Raw genomic sequence first — 14,109 nt, 5'->3', positions numbered from 1 at the left:
GATTCATCGGGCAATATCGGCACAATGTCGCAGGTCTCCACCACTTCCCCTGATATCGCCGATGAACCGGCGGGAATCGCGCAGCCTCTCGGCGCGGGCGCGATCACGGCACTGGTCGGGTTCACCAGTTCGTTCGCGGTGGTGCTGAGTGGTTTGCGCGCGGTGGGGGCCAGTCCGGCGCAGGCGGCGTCGGGGTTGCTGGTGTTGTGCTTCACGCAGGGCATCGGCATCCTGCTGCTGAGTTCGCGGTACCGGATCCCGATCACCCTGGCCTGGTCCACACCCGGCGCCGCGCTGCTCGCGAGCACGGGACTTGTCGCGGGCGGCTGGCCAGGCGCGGTCGCGGCCTTCGCGGTGACCGGCGTGTTGATCGTGATCACCGGGCTGTGGCAGCGGCTCGGGTCGCTGGTCGCCGCGATTCCGGTGCCGATCGCCCAGGCGATGCTGGCCGGTGTCCTCGTGCCGCTGTGTTTGGCGCCGGTGCAGGCGCTGCGCACCTCGCCCGCCGTGGTCGTCCCGGTCATCGTGGTGTGGCTGGTCCTGCAACGGTTCGCGCCCAAATGGGCCGTGCTCGTCGCCTTCGCCACGGCGGCCGTCGGCACCGGCATCGACATCGTCGTCAACAACCGGCATCTGGAATTGTCCGCCATGGTTCCGACGGTGCAATGGACTGTCCCCCAATGGCATTGGCAGGCGATCATCGGCATCGCCGTCCCGCTCTACATCGTCACCATGGCTTCACAGAACATCCCCGGCGTCGCGGTGATGCGCTCGTTCGACTTCCAGGTGCCGTGGCGGCCCGCCATGCTCGTCACCGGTATCGGCACCATCCTCGGCGCCGCGGCGGGTGGCCATGCGATCAATCTCGCCGCCATCAGCGCCGCCCTGGCCGCCGCCCCCAGCGCCAGCCCGGACCCGAAACGCCGGTGGATCGCCGCGGCCACCGCGGGCGCCGCCTATCTCGCCCTCGGGCTCGCATCCGCCGCCCTGGTCACCGTCATCGCCGCCGCCCCCGCGGGCACCATCGAAACCGTCGCGGGTCTGGCCCTACTCGCCACCCTCGCCGCTGCCCTGACCGGCGCTCTCAGCGATCCCACCGATCGCATGGCAGCCCTGGTGACCTTCCTCGTCGCAGCCTCCGGCACCACCCTGTTCGGCATCGGCGGCGCCTTCTGGGCCCTCGTGGCCGGCCTCGTCGTCCGCCGCTTCCTGCCCACCGGCACCTGACGGTTCGTGGAGTTCAGTCCGGGTCGGCCAGTCGGTCGAGTAGGGGGCCGGTTCGGGGGCCGACGAGTTCGCGCATGACCAGAGCCATGTTGGTGCGCTCCACACCCGGGATCTTCAGTATTCGGCCCGCGATGCGGTAGAGGTCGTCGGCGTCGCGGGCGACAATGCGGACGGTGAGGTCGGTGGCGCCGGTCATGCCACAGACCTCGGTGACCTCGGGGACGTCGGCCAGGTCCTCCACCACGGGGTCGAGTCGGTGCTGGTCGACCACGACCGCGACCAACGCTGCCAGTGGGTAGCCGAGGGCGCGGGGTTCCACCCGGCGTTCGAAGCTGCCGAGCACCCCACCGCTGTCCCATCGGGCCAGACGGGCCTGCACGGTGTTGCGCGACAGGCCGAGGCGCGCCGCGAGCTCCACCCCGGTGGCCCGTGGGTTGGCGACCAGTTCGCGCAGTAGCCGCGCGTCGGTGGCGTCGAGTGTCACGCCGTCGGGTTCGCCAGTGGTCATACAACGCAGTATGACAGCGCGGGGACCCCACGGACCATGCATTCTGCTCATTTGTGCGCGCATCACTTGCGCACACCGCGTTATGGGGGATGCTGAAGTGATACACATCGCACTCAGCGGCGTGGCGTACTTGCATCGGCTCACAAGGCAGGGTGACGAGGAGGCGATCACGATGTCGCAGAAGCAGACCTACCCGGTCCAGCTGGTGCAGCCCGACGGCCGTCGGGTGTTCGACAAGGCGCACGCCGCGCTGGTGGCCGATATCGATGCGGCGCGATTGCGGCAGCTGTATCGGGATATGGTCGTCACCCGCCGGATCGACGTCGAAGCGACCGCATTGCAACGCCAGGGCCAGCTCGGATTGTGGCCGCCGCTGCTGGGTCAGGAGGCCGCGCAGGTCGGCTCGGCACACGCTTTGCACCCCGACGACTACGTCTTCTGCTCCTACCGCGAGAGCGCCGTCGCCTACTGCCGTGGCGTGCCGCCCGAGCAACTCACCGCCCTGTGGCGGGGCGCCTCCCACCACTGCTGGGACCCCGCCGAGTTCAACATCACCAACGCCAACATCGTCGTCGGCTCCCAGGGCCTGCACGCCACCGGTTACGCCTACGCCGCCCACCTCGACGGCGCCGACATCGCGACCATCGCCTACTTCGGGGACGGCGCGACCAGCACCGGCGATATCGCCGAGGCGCTGGGATTCGCCGCGGCGTGGAGCGCGCCGGTGGTGTTCTTCTGTCAGAACAACCATTGGGCGATCAGCGAACCCGTCACCGTTCAGAGCAACGTCGCACTGGTGCGCCGGGCCGACGGCTACGGCATCCCGGGCGTACAGGTGGACGGCAACGACGTGCTCGCCGTCCTCGCCGTCACCCGGCAGGCTGTCGAACGCGCCCGCACCGGCGGCGGCCCCACCTTCATCGAGGCGATGACCTACCGCATGGGCCCGCACACCACCGCCGACGACCCCACCCGCTACCGGACCGCCGCCGACACCGAGTACTGGGCCCGGCGCGACCCCATCGACCGCGTGCGACTGCTCCTCGAACGCGAAGGCCACCTCTCCCCCGAGCTCGCCCAGCAGGTCACCGACGAGGCCGACGATGTCGCCCGCCGCCTGCGCGCCGCGACGATCGAGATGCCCGACCCCGATCCCGAGCGGATGTTCGACAACGTCTACGCGACCGAGCACCCGCTGATGACCGAAGAGCGCCAACAGCTCTCGGTCTACCTCGCCGAAGGAGCGCAGTCATGATCACCACCTTCGCCGCCGCCCTCAACACCGGCCTGCGCAACGCGATGGAAGACGACGCCAAGATCGTCTTGCTCGGCGAGGACATCGGTCGACTCGGTGGCGTGTTCCGCGTGACCGACACCCTGCAGAAGGATTTCGGCGACAACCGCGTCATCGACACGCCGCTGGCCGAATCCGGCATCGTCGGAACGGCTTTCGGGATGGCCTTGCGTGGATACCGGCCCGTGGTGGAGATCCAGTTCGACGGTTTCGTCTACCCGGCCTTCGACCAGATCGTTTCCCAGGTGGCCAAGATCCACAACCGTACCGGCGGAAAGATCAAGGCCCCGTTGACGATCCGCATTCCCTTCGGCGGCGGCATCGGCGCGGTCGAACACCATTCGGAGTCGCCCGAGGTGTACTTCGCGCACACCGCGGGCCTTCGCGTTGTATCACCGAGTACGCCCGCCGACGCGTATTCGATGATTCGCCAGGCCATCTCACTGGACGACCCCGTGGTCTTCTTCGAACCCAAACGTCGCTATTGGGACAAGGCCGACGTAGATTTCGAAGGCGAACCGGATCTGCCCCTGCACAAGGCCAGGGTCTGTACCCGCGGCGCCGATGCCACCGTCGTCGCCTACGGCGGCACCGTCGCCACCGCGCTCACCGCGGCGAAGATCGCTGCCGAGGAAGGACATTCGCTCGAGGTGATCGACCTGCGCAGTCTCTCGCCGATCGATGTCGACACGATCGCCGAGTCGGTGGTCAAGACCGGCAGGCTGGTCATCGTGCACGAGGCGCCCGTATTCGCCGGGCTCGGCGCCGAGATCGCCGCCCGCGTCACCGAACGCTGCTTCTATCACCTCGAGGCGCCGGTGTTGCGCGTCGGTGGCTACGACATCCCCTACCCCCCGGCTAAGCTCGAAAAGCACCACCTGCCCGACCCCGACCGCATTCTGGCGGCGGTCGACCGCTGCCTGACCGCGTGATGAAAGGTGCCCTCGTGCCGGAACCAGCCGCCGACGACGACGGTCATGTTCTCGAGTTCCGCCTCCCCGACCTGGGCGAAGGACTGGCCGACGGCGACCTGGTCTCCTGGGCCGTCGCGGTCGGCGACACGGTGGAACTGAACCAGACCATCGCCGAGGTGGAGACCGCGAAGGCGGTGGTGGCGCTGCCGTCGCCGTTCTCCGGGGTCGTGGTCGAACTGCTGGCCGAGCCCGGCGACACCGTGCCGGTCGGCGCGCCGCTGATCCGGGTGCGCAACGACCTGGAGGTGACGGCGCCGCCGACCGCCGAGCCCCGCACGGACGTGCTGGTCGGCTACGGCCCAGAGGCCGAATCGACCTCGCGGAGAAGGAAAGCCACGCCGTCGATGGCGGCGAGCACGCCGAGCACCCATCGTGCGGCGGCTACCCCCGCGGCACGCAAGCTGGCCAAGGAACTCGGCATCGACCTGTGGTTCGTCGCCGGTTCGGGGCCGGAGGGCGCGGTCACGGTCGACGACGTGCGCTCGGCCGTGCCCGTGACACAGCCGCGCACCCCCGCCCGCCTCGGTGACATCGCGCCGGCACGGCCGTCGAACGGCCACGTCACCGATGCCGATGGGCTGATCGAGCCGACCGCCCGCGAAGAACGCACTCCCATCACGGGTATCCGCAAACGCACCGCCGCCGCGATGCAGGCCAGTTCGCGCACGATTCCGCAGGCCAGCACCTTCGTCACCGTCGACTGCACCGCCTCGATGGAACTGCTCGACCACCTGCGCACGACGAAGTCCTTCGAAAACCTCACCCTCACGCCCCTGGCCCTGGTCGCCAAGGCCACGTTGGCGGCGATCGCGGAGTACCCGGGGATCAATACCGCGTGGGACGAGCAGAACCAGGAAATCGTCACCAAGCACTATGTGAATCTGGGGATCGCGGTCGCCTCGGATCGCGGCCTGATGGTGCCCAATCTCAAGGAAGCGCAAGCGCTGAGCCTGCGCGAACTGTGCCGCGAGATCACCTGGGCGGCCGACACCGCCCGCTCCGGCAACGCCACCCCCAACGACCTGCGCGGGGGTACCTTCACCCTCACCAATGTCGGGGTCTTCGGCGTCGACAGCGGCGTCCCCCTGGTGAATCCGGGTGAAGCCGCGATCCTGTGCATCGGCGCGATCCGCAAGCGCCCCTGGGTTTTCCGTGACGAGCTGGCTGTCCGCTGGGTCACCACCCTCGGCCTCAGCTTCGACCACCGCATGGTCGACGGCGAACTCGGCGCCCGCTTCCTCGCCACCACCGCGGGCTTCCTGGAGGACCCGCTGACCCTGCTCAGCCGCATCTGAGAGCGCCGGAAATCACCGTATAGTGCGGGGCGGTGCGTGTCCGACCTGACTGGCCACCGCTCGAACGACTGTCGGCAGACGCAGCCGAGAACTGGGGGGACGTCATGGGGTATCCGTATGGGCCGCAACAAGGTCAGGGCTATCCGCCGGTCGGTCAGCAGGGCTACAACCCGTATGGCCAAGCAGCTCCCGGGTACGGCGCACCGGGCCCTGGCGTTCCCGGGTACGGAGCTCCTGTGCCGGGCTACGGCGCCCCCGGATACGGAACGCCCGGCCCCGGCGCACCCGGCTACGGCTATCCCCAACCACCCGCTACCGGGGGCACCGCGATCACCGCAGCTGTTCTCGCCCTGCTGCTTTCGTTGATAGGCGGGGCAGGGTTGGCGATCGGCTACGGGATTCTGGGGGATAACAGCGCCGGCCCGCTGGTGCAGACGTCGGACGGTAGCTTCACGCGTGAGTCCGTGCCCCTCTCCTCGTTGGTGATGACCTACTTCGCGATCGGAGCCATCGTCGCCGCGCTGTGGTTCATCGGCGCGATCCTGCTGTTCCTCCGCAAATCGGCCGGCCGAGTGATCATCATCATCCTGGCGTCACTCACCGCGCTCGGCGGTCTCGTCTCCCTCGTATTCACTCTCGGATCCGCGGTGAGCTCGGTCGCGGGTGTGACCATCGGCCTGATCCAAGCCGGGGTCGCGACGCTGATCCTTTGCCTCGCCGCAGCCGGCTCGACCGGGCGTTGGATCCGGGCGGCACAGCAGCGACCGAGCTACCCGCAGGGCGGTTACCAGCAGTATTGAACCCACCGGGTGATATATCCGACCCGCAACGCCGACGAAACACGGTGCTCACTCACGGTAAAAAACGGGGACTACAACCTGTTACATGAGTGAGGCACATCCCGTCGACACCCGGCTGCCGTTCGCTCGGCAACTGGCTTTCGGCATTCAGCACGTCCTGATCATGTACACCGGCTGCATCACCGTACCGTTGGTCTTCGGTGCGGCCGCCGGGCTGGACCGGGCGACGATCGCGCTGTTGATCAGTGCTGATCTGCTGGTCGCGGGCATCATCACGCTGGTGCAGAGCCTCGGCGTGGGCAAGCTGGCCGGTGCGCGACTGCCGATCGTGTGTGGCGCCACGTTCGTCGGGCTCAACCCGATGATCCTGATCGCCAAGGAATACGGGCTCGACGCTGTGTACGGGTCGATGCTGATCGGCGGTGTGGTCGGTGTCGCACTGGCGTGGCCGTTCGCGCGGGTGGTGCGGTTCTTCCCGCCGCTGGTCACCGGGACCGTGCTCACCGTGGTCGGGGTATCGCTGATCGGGGTCGCCGGTGGCCTCATCATCGGGACCGATCCGAAGTCGTCGAGCTTCGCCTCGCCGTCGAATATCGGACTGGCCGCCGTGGTCGTACTGATCGCGGTCGGTTTCGTGTGCCTCGGACGCGGCGTGTGGTCGCAGCTCGGCGTGCTGATCGCGCTGGTCGCGGGCATCGTGATCGCGCTGCCGATGGGTCTGATCAACACCGCCGGAGTCGGTACCGCCGACTGGATCGGCATCCCGCAGCCGTTCCACTTCGGGTCACCGCAGTTCCCGGTGACCGCGGTGGTGGCGATGAGCATCGTGATGGCCGTGGTGTTCGCCGAGTCGACCGCGAGCATGCTGGCGATCAGCGAGATCACCGGCAAACCGCTCAGCAGAGGCGATCTCGCGCGCGGCCTGGTCGGTGACGGCCTGTCGGGCGTGCTCGGCGGTATCTTCACCGCGTTCGTCGACACCATCTTCAACCAGAACGTCGGCGCGGTCTCCACGACCAGGGTCTTCAGCCGGTATGTCACCGCGGTGAGCGGTGCGATCCTGGTGGTGCTCGGGCTGGTGCCACGCATCGGCGAGGTGGTCGCGGTGATTCCGAAACCGGTGGTCGGCGGGGTCGGTCTGGTGCTGTTCGCGACGGTCGCCGTTGTCGGCGTCACCACGCTGCTCAAAGCCGACTTGACGGACCGGGTCAACGCCACCGTCGCGGCGACCGCCATCGGCATCGGCCTGCTACCGGTGTTCACCAAGGACATGTTCGACAAGTTCCCCACCTCGGCCCAGATCCTTCTCGACAGTGGCGTCACCCTCGGCGCGGCCACCGCGTTCCTGCTCAACCTGGTCTTCAACCACACCCGTCTGGGCACCCTCGCTCGCGCCACGACCACACCACCGCCACCGCCACCCCTGCCCAGCACCCCGAAACCCGCCGTCACCGCCTGATCGAGCCGAAAGAACGAGTCCCGACCGTATCCACTCCCTGCCACGACGTCATTCCCAGCCCCGAACGACCCGACCTCGAGGAGGGTCCGCCGACGCAGTCGGCGGTTCGCGCCCGTCCCGTCGATCAGGTGCCGTTGCGACGAAGGAGCAAGCAACGGTGCCTGATCGGCGGGACCGCCGGGGGCGCGAACTCGAGCGCGCCAGCGCTCCAAAAACTACTGTGTGGGCATGGAGATAGCAGGCAAGGTCGCGATCGTCACCGGCGCGGGCGCGGGCATAGGCACCGCTCTCGCTTATCGTCTAGTCGCCGGTGACGCGCGGGTTGTCGTCGCCGATCTCGATGCGGACAGCGCGGCGAAGGTAGCGGCCGAACTCGGCGACAAGGCGATCGCGGTCGGTGGCGATGTGGCCGATGAGCTGGTCGTCGCGGAGTTGATCGCCACCGCTGAACGCGAATTCGGACCGGTGGACCTGTATTTCGCGAACGCGGGCATCGGCGGCGGACCCGGTCTCGACAGCACCGAGGCCCAGTGGGCGAGCACCATCGAGGTGAATGTGATGGCCCACGTTCGGGCCGCCAAGCTGCTCGTTCCCGGCTGGCTCGAGCGCGGCAGCGGTTATTTCGTCTCCACCGCGTCGGCGGCGGGCCTGCTCACGCAAATCGGTTCCGCCCCTTACTCGGTGACCAAACACGCCGCCGTCGGCTTCGCGGAATGGCTCTCGGTCACCTACGGCGACAAGGGCATTCGCGTGAGTTGCCTGTGTCCGATGGGCGTGGACACCCAGCTGCTCACCGGTGGCCTCATCCCCGACGCCCCGGAGGCGGGCGCGCTGGCGATCAAGGCCGTGAAGACGGCGGGCGCGGTGCTCTCGCCCGAGGAGGTCGCCGACACCGTCGTCGAAGCGATGGCCGCGGAACACTTCCTGATCCTGCCGCACCCCGAGGTATTGCAGATGTACCGCAACAAAGGTTCCGACTACGACCGGTGGATTTCCGGTATGCGCCGATTCCAGTCCATGCTCGGAGCATGAGAACCGGTCGGTCCGCGAGAAAAATTTCGGCGAGGTAGCGGCGAGATCGCTCGATTCCTGCCACGATGGTCGGTAGCCGCCGGTCACGATCCGCTGCCCGGCGGAGGTCTACGCGGAGATCCGGCGATGGCACACCTGATGTATTTCAAGAAGGTTCGCGACGAACGCACCGAGGTCGAGTACCACTGGGGACCGAGCCGAGAACAACTCGACTCGTCGGTGGTGATCGACAAAACCACCTTCGCCGCACTACCCGGACCGCCGGGCTACTCGCCGGCGGGCCAGATCATCCTGCGCGCCCGCCGCGGCAGCGAATGGCCCGAGGTGGGGGTCATCGCATCCTGAGCGCATACCGCGACGGGCTCCAGACCAGTCGACGCCCCGACGTGGGGGTCATAGCGTCCTGAGCGCCAGGTAGGAGTTACTCCTCGGTGACGAGTTCTGCCGCCGCTGCCCGCACTACCTCGGGTATCGCGACCGGTTTGCGGGTGTCGGCGTCGACATAGACGTGGACGAATTCGCCGGACGCGGCGAGCTCCAGACCGGCGTCGCCCTCGCGGAAGATCGCCAGATCGTAGGTGATGCTCGAGTTGCCGAGGCGGGCGATCCGCAGCCCCACCTGCAACTGGTCGGGGAAGCTGACCGATCCGTGGAACCGGCACGAAGTCTGCGCGACGACGCCGAGCGCGGGCAGCGCGGTGATGTCGGCGCCGGTGGCGCGCATCAGCCAGGCGTTCACGGCCGTGTCGAAGTAGGAGTAGTAGGTCACGTTGTTCACGTGGCCGTACTGGTCGTTGTCGGCCCACCGGGTCGGCATCGGCCACAGGACGGGATAGCTCATCGGGCCATCATGCCGCGCGACCCTGTCGATGGTCGCGCGGACTCACCCCGAAGTGCCGCTTGAAGGCGGTGCTGAGCGCGAATGCGCTGCCGTACCCCACCTGGTGGGCGATGGACTCCACCGTCGCATCGGATTCGGCGAGCAGATCGGCCGCGAGCGAGAGCCGCCATTCGGTCAGGAAGCTCATCGGCGGTTCCCCGACCAGCTCGGTGAACCGGCGGGCCAGCGCGGCGCGGGACATGCCGACGGCCTCGGCCAGGGCCACCACCGTCCACGGATGCGCCGGATTGTGCTGCAGCAGCCGCAGGGCCTTGCCGACCAGCGGGTCGCTGTAGGCGTGGTACCAGGCGGGGGCGTCGTCGCGGGCGAACCAGGCGCGCAAGGCGGCGATGAGCAGCAGGTCGAGCAGCCGGTCCAGGACGACGGTTTGCGCGGGCAGGTCCTTGGTCGCCTCGTCGACGAGCAGGTCGAGCAGTCGAGAATCGAGCTCGCCGCGCGGCAGCACCGCGACCTGCGGCAGCGCGCGCAGCAAGCGCCTGCTCACCGCACCCGCCGATTCGTAGGTCCCGGTGACCATCAGCGTCTCGCCATCGGGATCGGTGCCCCACTGCCGGACACCGAGACTCAATGTCTCGCACAGGATTTCACCGTCGGGCGTCGTGGATACCTGTCCCGGAAGGATGACGATCTGGGGCTCGGTCAGCGGATCGTCGGCCACCGTATACGGCTGCGGCCCACGGAAAACGGCGACATCGCCCGCGCCGAGTTGCCGCGGCGGCATCGAATCCGTACTGACCCAAGCCTTTCCGCGGATCATCGCGAGCACCGTGAGCGGGGCTTCATCCTGCACGCGCAGCGACCACGGCGGATTCAGCAGCGAACACATGAGGAACGCGCCGCGGGCGCGTGGACCTTCGAGCAGACCGGCTAACGCATCCACCCTTCCACAGTAGACGACTTCGCGTAGACGACAACGCATGTTCGTGAGCGGCACGACGATGTTGCCGCGAGCCGCGCGGCGGTGTACTTATCTCATGACGAACACAGCCTCTCACCAGCAGCTTTCCCTCATCACCGGCGCGACGGGCAAGACCGGCAGCCGAGTGGCGGCGCTCCTCGAAGCCGCCGGTCGGCCGGTCCGCCACGGCTCACGCACCGCCGCGATCCCCTTCGACTGGACCGACCGCGAGACCTGGGCACCCGCGCTCACCGGCGTCGACTCCGTCTACCTCGCCTTCCAGCCCGATCTGGCTGTTCCCGGCGCACCGGACACCATTCGCGCGTTCACCGCCGCCGCCCGATCCGCGGGCGTGCGCGCGGTGGTGCTGCTGTCCGGTCGCGGTGAACCCGAAGCGCTGGAATGCGAGGAGATCGTGCGGGATTCGGGTCTGAGCTGGACGATCGTGCGCTGCGCCTTCTTCGCCCACAATTTCAGCGAAGGCGCCTTCGTCGACGACGTGCTCGCCGGTGCGGTGGCGCTGCCCAACGGCGATGTGCCGGAGCCGTTCGTGCACGTCGACGACATCGCCGAAGTGGCGGCCGCCGCGCTCACCGACCCTCGCCACGAGGGTCAGCTCTACGAGCTCACCGGCCCACGCGCCCTGACCTTCGCCGACGCGGTCGGCGAGATCGCCGCTGCCACCGGTCGCGAGATCGCCTTCATCCCCGTGTCCCGGCCGGAATTCGTTGCGGCCCTGAGTGAATACCAGGTCCCCGACGACGTGATCAGCCTGCTCGACTACCTGTTCGGCACCATCCTCGACGGGCGCAACACCCCCACCGCCGACGGTGTCCGCCGCGCCCTCGGCCGCGAAGCCCGCGATTTCACCGACTACGCCAAGGAGACCGCCGCCACCGGAGCCTGGACACCCCAGCAGTAACACCGCGATCTTCGACGGGGGTCCGGTCACGCCCGGTACCGTCGAAGTGGTGAGTTCAGCGACGATCGACCGCCGCCTTCGCCTCGGCAGGGCCGCGGTGTTCGCGACCTTCACGCTGAACGGGTTCCTGCTCGCCATGTGGGTGGTCCACATTCCGGCGATCACCGATCGGACCGGGGTGTCGGCCTCGACGTTGGGGATGTTCGTCCTCTTGCTGGCGGGTGCCGCGATCGTGGGGATGCGGCTGGCCGGGCCAGCGGCCGATCGGTTCGGCAGCCGCACCCTGGTCGCGCTGGCCGCGTCCGCGGTGTCGGTGACGGTGCTCGGGCCCGCGCTCGCGACCGGACCCGCGAGTCTGGCGATCGCGTTGATCTGCTTCGGTTTCGGCAACGGCGCGCTCGATGTCTCGATGAATACCCAAGCGGTGCACGTGGAACGGGCCTATCGCCGCCCGATCATGTCGGCTTTCCACGCGATGTTCTCCGGCGGCGGGTTCGTGGGTTCGCTGGTCGGCGCCGCCACCCAGCGGGCCGGTTGGTCGCCGCAGGTGACGTTGACCTGTGCGGGCATCGCCGGACTCGTCACCACCGCGCTGCTGGTCCCCCATCTCGTCAGCCACCATCGGCCGGAAACCAGCTCACGCGCGGAGCACTACGACGCACCCGGTGACGGCCAGGCGCCACACGGCCCGTCCGCTCACCCTGCTGTGTCAGCACTCGACAAAGAACCACTCGGCGGAGCCGGTACTTCTGCACTACCCGACCACAGCTCCGGCCATCACGGTCTCGACACAATGTCCGGTCGAGCTGAGGCGGACGCGCGAACCCGTCGCGAACGCACACGAAAGGTAGTGTCGCTCGGCGTCATCGCGTTCGTTCTGCTCCTCGCGGAGGGGGTGGCGGGCGATTGGAGCGCCTTGCAGGCCCGCGAACATCTCGGCGTCTCCGATGCCGATGCCGCACTGGCGTTCGGCTCCTTCTCCGCGACGATGACCCTCGGACGCTTCCTCGCCGATCGGGTGAGCGGCGCCATCGGCCCGGTAGCCATCGTCCGCTACGGAAGTTTGCTCGCCGCAGCGGGATTCGCCCTCGTCATCGCCTCGCCCTGGCTGCCGCTCACCCTCCTCGGCTGGGCGATGTGCGGGCTCGGCCTCGCCGGCGGCGTTCCCCAGATCTTCTCGACCGCAGGCAATCTCGGTGGCACGACAGCCGCCACCGATATGTCCCGCGTCTTCACGATCGGATACCTCGGCCTCCTGGCGGGCCCCGCGATGATCGGCTGGCTCACCGCCGTCATCCCCCTCACCGTGGCGCTACTCGTACCTCTCGTACTCACCCTCGCCTGCGCCGTCGCCGCTCCGGTGGTCCGCCGCTGAAGTCACCTACCCTGGAGGGATGTTCGCCCAAGACAGGCACGAAGCAAAACTGCTGAGAATCGAACGCAAGCTCGATCTGATCATGCGGCACCTGGGAATCACCGACCCCGCATCGGAGCTGGACCTCGGCGAGGTCGATGATCTCGTGCGCCAGGGGAAGAAGATCCAGGCGATCAGGGCGTATCGACAACTGCGGCCGGACGCCTCGTTGGTCGAGGCCAGGGACGTCGTCGAAGCACGCGGCGCCGATCGTTAGAGGTACATGCCGACGTCGGTCGAGTGGTCGATGGTCGACTGGATCTGGATGCCGCCGTCGCGGTGGGCGACCAACTCGGCGAGGGTCGCGCCGTCGGGAAAGCTCGGTGCGGCCGGAACACCGTCTTGGCGGCTGAGCCAATCGTGGGCTTCGGCTGCCGACAACCGACCCACCTCGAGTTGGGCCAGGCAGCGGCCCGGCCGGACGACAGCGGGGTGCAGCCGGGAGAGGTCTTCGTTGGTAGTGATCGCGATCAACACATTGCGGCCCTGACCGAGCATGCCGTCGGTGAGATTGAGCAGACGCGAAAGCTTCTGGCCCGCCGCTTCTTTCGCCTCGCCGCGGATGAGTTCGTCGCAGTCCTCCAGCACCAGCAGCCGCCAGCGGCCGTCCTCGTCGTCGCCGTCGGCACCCGCCGCGACTTCCATCAGGTAGCCGGGATTGCTGAACAGTTCTTCCGGGTCTACGACGCAGTCGACCTGACACCACGGCGCCCACGACCGCGCCAGCGCACGCAGCGCGGTGGTCTTGCCGGTGCCGGGCTCACCGTGCAGCAGCACCAGCCGACCCTTGATATCGGCGACGCCGAGCCCCATCAATCGCTCCATGCCCGCGGCTACCCCACCGGTGTAGTTCCCGCGAATGTCCGACCAGGCGGGTGCGGCGATCTGGCGGCGTCTGCGCGCGGGGCGGCGCACGTCCATGTGCCAGAACCCCATCTCGACCGTGGCTTCACTGTCACGTGACAGTGCAGCGCCTTCGGTCGCCATGGCCAACACTTCGACGGCGAGTTCGTCGCTCACCGCGGTCACTTCGATCGTGGCCGAACCACTCGCCCACCGCACGGCCCGCAGCGCCCAACCGTCACCGGCCGCGAGCAACGCACTGCTGTCGTCGTCGGCGACCGAGCGCACGATCCGCGAATCGGCGGGCCGCAGCGGCGCGTCGGGACGCACTCGGTCCAGGTGGGCTTGGCGGGCGAAGGGCTGGTCGCCGCGCAGGAACGGGGCAAGGGCCAACGCGTCGATCGCATCGCGGGTGGAATAGGTGGAGTCGATGGTCGCCGACCACGGAAACGGCTCCCCCTGATCCTCCGGTCGACGCGGCGAATCGACGAGCCTGAGCTGTTCGTTACGTGTGGACACCGAGCCCATCCTCGTGGCCGTCC

The 14,109-nt window shown here is 68.2% G+C and carries 15 protein-coding genes; 11 read left to right on the top strand and 4 right to left on the bottom strand.

Annotation, left to right across the window (positions count from 1 at the left end; genetic code table 11):
- Positions 1–24: 24 nt before the first annotated feature.
- Positions 25–1,227, top strand: a complete 1,203-nt coding sequence (locus tag OHS03_RS33750; protein ID WP_328659609.1) for a benzoate/H(+) symporter BenE family transporter — start codon at positions 25–27, stop codon at positions 1,225–1,227.
- A gap of 13 nt (positions 1,228–1,240) precedes the next feature.
- Here OHS03_RS33750 and OHS03_RS33745 read toward each other — a convergent pair whose 3' ends face one another.
- Positions 1,241–1,735: an Lrp/AsnC family transcriptional regulator gene (locus tag OHS03_RS33745; protein ID WP_328659608.1), complete on the bottom strand. Its 495-nt coding sequence runs from the start codon at positions 1,733–1,735 to the stop codon at positions 1,241–1,243.
- A gap of 172 nt (positions 1,736–1,907) precedes the next feature.
- Between OHS03_RS33745 and pdhA the strand changes: the two genes are divergently transcribed.
- From pdhA to OHS03_RS33710, 7 genes are all read left to right on the top strand, one after another.
- Complete coding sequence (pdhA, locus tag OHS03_RS33740; protein ID WP_328659606.1) at positions 1,908–2,990, top strand: pyruvate dehydrogenase (acetyl-transferring) E1 component subunit alpha; 1,083 nt, start codon at positions 1,908–1,910, stop codon at positions 2,988–2,990.
- Complete coding sequence (locus OHS03_RS33735; protein ID WP_062984416.1) at positions 2,987–3,961, top strand: alpha-ketoacid dehydrogenase subunit beta; 975 nt, start codon at positions 2,987–2,989, stop codon at positions 3,959–3,961. The genes pdhA and OHS03_RS33735 overlap by 4 nt, the downstream gene beginning before the upstream one ends.
- A gap of 14 nt (positions 3,962–3,975) precedes the next feature.
- Positions 3,976–5,298 carry a dihydrolipoamide acetyltransferase family protein gene (locus OHS03_RS33730; RefSeq protein WP_328659604.1) on the top strand — a complete coding sequence of 441 codons (1,323 nt, stop codon included), beginning with the start codon at positions 3,976–3,978 and terminating at the stop codon, positions 5,296–5,298.
- A gap of 32 nt (positions 5,299–5,330) precedes the next feature.
- Entirely contained in the window at positions 5,331–6,098 is a 768-nt protein-coding gene (locus tag OHS03_RS33725; RefSeq protein WP_328659602.1) for a hypothetical protein, read from the top strand.
- Between the two features lie 85 nt (positions 6,099–6,183).
- Entirely contained in the window at positions 6,184–7,557 is a 1,374-nt protein-coding gene (locus OHS03_RS33720) for a uracil-xanthine permease family protein (protein ID WP_328659600.1), read from the top strand.
- A 228-nt stretch (positions 7,558–7,785) separates the two neighbouring features.
- Positions 7,786–8,589 carry an SDR family oxidoreductase gene (locus OHS03_RS33715; protein WP_328659598.1) on the top strand — a complete coding sequence of 268 codons (804 nt, stop codon included), beginning with the start codon at positions 7,786–7,788 and terminating at the stop codon, positions 8,587–8,589.
- Between the two features lie 126 nt (positions 8,590–8,715).
- Positions 8,716–8,934 (top strand): hypothetical protein, encoded by a 219-nt coding sequence (locus tag OHS03_RS33710; protein ID WP_056817977.1) that lies wholly within the window; start codon positions 8,716–8,718, stop codon positions 8,932–8,934.
- A 76-nt stretch (positions 8,935–9,010) separates the two neighbouring features.
- Here the strand turns inward: OHS03_RS33710 and OHS03_RS33705 are convergent, their stop codons facing one another.
- Both OHS03_RS33705 and OHS03_RS33700 read right to left on the bottom strand, forming a co-directional pair.
- Entirely contained in the window at positions 9,011–9,430 is a 420-nt protein-coding gene (locus OHS03_RS33705) for an acyl-CoA thioesterase (protein WP_328659596.1), read from the bottom strand.
- Between the two features lie 7 nt (positions 9,431–9,437).
- Entirely contained in the window at positions 9,438–10,370 is a 933-nt protein-coding gene (locus OHS03_RS33700; protein ID WP_328659594.1) for an AraC family transcriptional regulator, read from the bottom strand.
- Positions 10,371–10,464: 94 nt separating this feature from the next.
- On the opposite strand from OHS03_RS33700, the gene OHS03_RS33695 reads away from it, so the two are divergent.
- From OHS03_RS33695 to OHS03_RS33685, 3 genes are read left to right on the top strand one after another with little or no spacing between them, the layout of a single operon-like run.
- The gene (locus OHS03_RS33695) at positions 10,465–11,310 is read left to right on the top strand and encodes an NAD(P)H-binding protein (RefSeq protein WP_328659592.1); all 846 of its coding nucleotides are present in this window, start codon (positions 10,465–10,467) and stop codon (positions 11,308–11,310) included.
- A 7-nt stretch (positions 11,311–11,317) separates the two neighbouring features.
- A complete protein-coding gene (locus OHS03_RS33690) occupies positions 11,318–12,685 on the top strand; it encodes an MFS transporter (RefSeq protein ID WP_328664528.1) in 1,368 nt (455 codons plus the stop codon).
- Between the two features lie 19 nt (positions 12,686–12,704).
- Positions 12,705–12,941, top strand: a complete 237-nt coding sequence (locus OHS03_RS33685; protein WP_328659590.1) for a hypothetical protein — start codon at positions 12,705–12,707, stop codon at positions 12,939–12,941.
- On the opposite strand, the gene OHS03_RS33680 is transcribed toward OHS03_RS33685, so the two are convergent.
- Positions 12,938–14,095 (bottom strand): DUF5925 domain-containing protein, encoded by a 1,158-nt coding sequence (locus tag OHS03_RS33680; RefSeq protein ID WP_328659588.1) that lies wholly within the window; start codon positions 14,093–14,095, stop codon positions 12,938–12,940. The genes OHS03_RS33685 and OHS03_RS33680 overlap by 4 nt on opposite strands.
- Positions 14,096–14,109 lie beyond the last annotated feature (14 nt).

It is taken from the genome of Nocardia salmonicida (genome assembly GCF_036142455.1).
Classification (GTDB): domain Bacteria; phylum Actinomycetota; class Actinomycetes; order Mycobacteriales; family Mycobacteriaceae; genus Nocardia; species Nocardia salmonicida.
This window is presented reverse-complemented; position numbering and strand designations above follow the sequence as displayed.